Annotated in this window: 4 protein-coding genes and 1 pseudogene; 4 read left to right on the forward strand and 1 reads right to left on the reverse strand. The window is 42.9% G+C overall.

Annotation, left to right across the window (positions count from 1 at the left end):
• Positions 1 to 32 precede the first annotated feature (32 nt).
• The 4 genes and pseudogenes from BZG75_RS15430 to BZG75_RS15035 form a co-directional block, all read left to right on the forward strand.
• A pseudogene (locus tag BZG75_RS15430) lies at positions 33 to 191 on the forward strand (ISAs1 family transposase); the annotation flags it as partial.
• 275 nt (positions 192 to 466) lie between these two features.
• Positions 467 to 979 carry a hypothetical protein gene (locus tag BZG75_RS15025; RefSeq protein ID WP_077577410.1) on the forward strand — a complete coding sequence of 171 codons (513 nt, stop codon included), beginning with the start codon at positions 467 to 469 and terminating at the stop codon, positions 977 to 979.
• A 180-nt stretch (positions 980 to 1159) separates the two neighbouring features.
• Entirely contained in the window at positions 1160 to 2116 is a 957-nt protein-coding gene (locus BZG75_RS15030) for a hypothetical protein (RefSeq protein ID WP_077577411.1), read from the forward strand.
• Positions 2117 to 2248: 132 nt separating this feature from the next.
• Positions 2249 to 2605: a hypothetical protein gene (locus BZG75_RS15035; protein ID WP_077577412.1), complete on the forward strand. Its 357-nt coding sequence runs from the start codon at positions 2249 to 2251 to the stop codon at positions 2603 to 2605.
• A 32-nt stretch (positions 2606 to 2637) separates the two neighbouring features.
• Here the strand turns inward: BZG75_RS15035 and BZG75_RS15435 are convergent.
• A partial coding sequence (locus tag BZG75_RS15435) for an IS110 family transposase (RefSeq protein ID WP_199878903.1) occupies positions 2638 to 3388 on the reverse strand: 751 nt, incomplete at its 5' end.

A 3388-nucleotide genomic window follows, 5' to 3' on the forward strand; every position in this document is an offset into this window, starting at 1 on the left:
CGCATGCCGAATTAGGGTAGATGACCGAGCGGAAGGTAGATGACCGAGCGGAAGTTTTTGCACGAATAAGGCAGATGGTTTTGAATTTATTAAAGCAAGAGAAGAGTTTCAAAGCCGGCATCCAACGCAAGCGAATGATGTGTGCGATGGACCAAGATTACTTAGCGACCGTGCTGGGAAGCCTTTCATGACGCGGATGTTCATGCGTTTTCCGTGAGGCACATTCACATTATCGCCGAAAGAGAAAATATTAATGCAATATAATCATAGGGTTACAATTTATCCTTTGGGGATAATGTGAACGCCTTGGCCGGGATAGGCGGCATGCACACTTTTGCAGGCAAAGTGATTGCTTCAAGCGTTAAAAATGTGTTTAATTATAAGTAGTTAGTTAAAAAATGACGCGTATAACGGTTTTGACAAATCGAGCACGCGCACTAATACAATGTTAAAATTTAGGTGAATCATGGACGTACACTTCGACCAGATTGAAAGTGCTTTGGAGCAGAACCTTTACTACTTGGCACTTCATTCAGTGCTGGCGCTCCCAAGCATTTGTGGAGCGATGGAGTCAGATAACGGACAGGATAGCGGTAACAAATATCGCGCTTGGTTCAACAAGTGGGTGGCTGATAAATACTTTCACCCACCACTAGGAAAAATCACTGTTACTGGCGGCGTCTGCTACTCATTCAGAAATGGGATGCTCCACCAAGGGCGAAATAATCACAAGGACCTTGGTTTCAGTAAAATTGCTTTTACGGAGCCCGGAAGCCCGATCAGCATACACAACGGTGTCATGAATGATGTTCTCTGCTTGGACCTTGATCGCTTTTGCAGGGATGTAATTGACAGCGCAAGAAGTTGGCTCGCCTCAGTTAAAGACCAGAAGAACTTTAAATCCAACTATGAGTACTATCTAAGACGGTATCCGAATGGTATTCCGCCTATAGGTCAAGGTTTCCCAATGATCGGGTAGAATTTAACAAGGCCAGTCACGGCGACGTCTACTACATTGCGGCTTCGCCTCCATTCCGTAGCCGCGCGTGTTGAGCGGCGTTAGGGGCTTTGTCTGAAAATTTGATGATAATCACATGGTTGCATTTGAAAGTGGTGCTTTTAGACCTCATATTGAGTGTGGATTCTATGGATGCAATATATGAATAAGCCACACTTAGCTAATAAATTTCAAATGCACTACTATTTCAGCGATGATTCTCACACAATGGATGCATTGGTGCGCAATCGTTGTGAAGCCGAAGTTATTGCGATACTCACAGAGATCGCCAAAACACTTGATGAAAGCATCTTAATCGAATGCGAAGCACACAGAGAGGGTGGGCTTCGTGACATATGGCAGCTAGCTAACGCAAACGCTGGTGTTCTTTCTGTCATTGTTGGCATTGCAGCTATAGCTGTCCCTTTGCTACCCAAATCAGATTCGGAATTGGAGCGCCTTCAAAAAGAAGACCTTCGTTTGAGTATCGAAGAACGAAAATTGAGGATTCAAGCTTTAAAAGCAGAGATAGCAGAAGATAAAGTACAATCTGAAACAGTCACAAAAGTCGCCGAAGTAGTAAATGAAAACTACAAGGTTATCACTCGACGCTCTAATCTATTCAAGCATTTAAACACATACAATAAAGTCACTAAGTTAGGTGTAAATGGTCTCACATCTGACGGTAGTGAGGTTAGCCCCGAAACTGAGGTGGTACGCGGTAGCTTTAAGCGCTTTATCTTAAGTTCTAACGTACTACCAGTCGAAACGGTGGACGAAGCAATTATTGAAATTGTTTCTCCAGTGTTGAAGCAAGGTAACTACAAATGGAAAGGTGTTTTTGATGGCGAAACTATTAGTTTCACAATGAAAGACCAAGTGTTTAAACAAGATGTACTAGACGAAAGAATTAGTTTTCAACATGGGTCTGCGATCAAGTGTGCTTTAAACATTCATAGCAAATTAGACGAAGTCGGTGAAATCGCTATAACAGGGTATTCGGTCGAAACTGTATTAGACAATATCAATGGTCAGCAAATAAGCCAAACGCCTCAAGGCTTGGCTCACAGACACAAAAGAACTTTGGAAAAAGGGCAAGGAGACTTGTTCGCAAGCTGAAGCACGCCCCTAACAAACGCATTAAGGCGGAACCAAATAGTTTGGCTTGGTTCGTGCCTCACCAATTTTAGCCAAGCATTTTGTTCCGCTTATGCGGGCGTTATGTGCTAATCAGTATTTAAAGGGATTATCATGAGAAAAGTAATGTTTCTAGCCGCTATAGCATCCTTCTCGGTGAATGCTGAATTTATTCATCCTTTACAGTTTGATGGCTCGAAAGCGCAACAAAACGAAGTAATTAGTTATATCCAAAACCGCGTCAAAAAAGATTACTGCGACACTGTCGATATGTGCCAGGAAACTATGTTGCGAATGATGGAGAAGGAAAATTTGGATGCATTTAAGCGGCTAACTAATGCGAAAAATCCAGATATTCTAGACCGTACTATACAGGATTATTGTGGAACGATTGATATGTGTACTTATCAAATGATTGAAATGATGTATAACGAAAACTTAAATGCATCTAAGCAAGAGTTGTCATGGTAGTACACACATAACAAACGAGTATGTCGTCAATCCTAAATTTTAGCGAGATTTTTATCCCACATCACGCCGTCTCTAAGCATCGAATTTAAGATCACTACCATCTTGCGCACACAGGCAATAATGGCGACTTTTTTCGGCTTTCCAGCGGCGACTAATCGGGTATATGTGGCTTTAAAAACAGGATTACATTGCATCGCAGACATCATCGCCATATACAACACGGTACGAACTTGAGCACGTCCACCTTGGATCACTCGTTTGCCTTTATATCGCCCACTTTCTTTTGTCACGGGTGCAACACCAATGAGTGATGCCGCTTGTTTGTTAGTTATATAGCCCAGCTCAGGGACGTTACTGATGATAGATGCTGCCGCAATGCTGCCAATGCCAGGCACGCTTTGTAAGAGCGTATTTTTAGTCTGATATTCAGGGCATGCTTCAATCAACTTCACGAGTTTTTGCTCAATGTTGGTGATTTGATTTTTCATCGCAGTGAGCATGGGTTTGATGGTTGAATGCAAGGTTTTGGGCAGTATCTGCAAGCGGTTCTTTTCCATCGTTTGCATAGATAGGAGCTGGTTTCTCCTGATGACTAAATCACTCATTAAACGTATATTTTCCGCCTTGATAATGGTGATTTCAGGCTTAATGGCGTCGCCATAATGTGCGATTAACTCAGCATCTAAGCGGTCATTTTTCGCTCTGCGGCCAATGGCGCCGGCGAAGCGTTTAATGTGCACAGGGTTGGCGCGTACGATGGGTAAATTGGCTTCAATACACGCG

The organism is Salinivibrio sp. AR640 (genome assembly GCF_001995405.1).
GTDB lineage: Bacteria > Pseudomonadota > Gammaproteobacteria > Enterobacterales > Vibrionaceae > Salinivibrio > Salinivibrio costicola.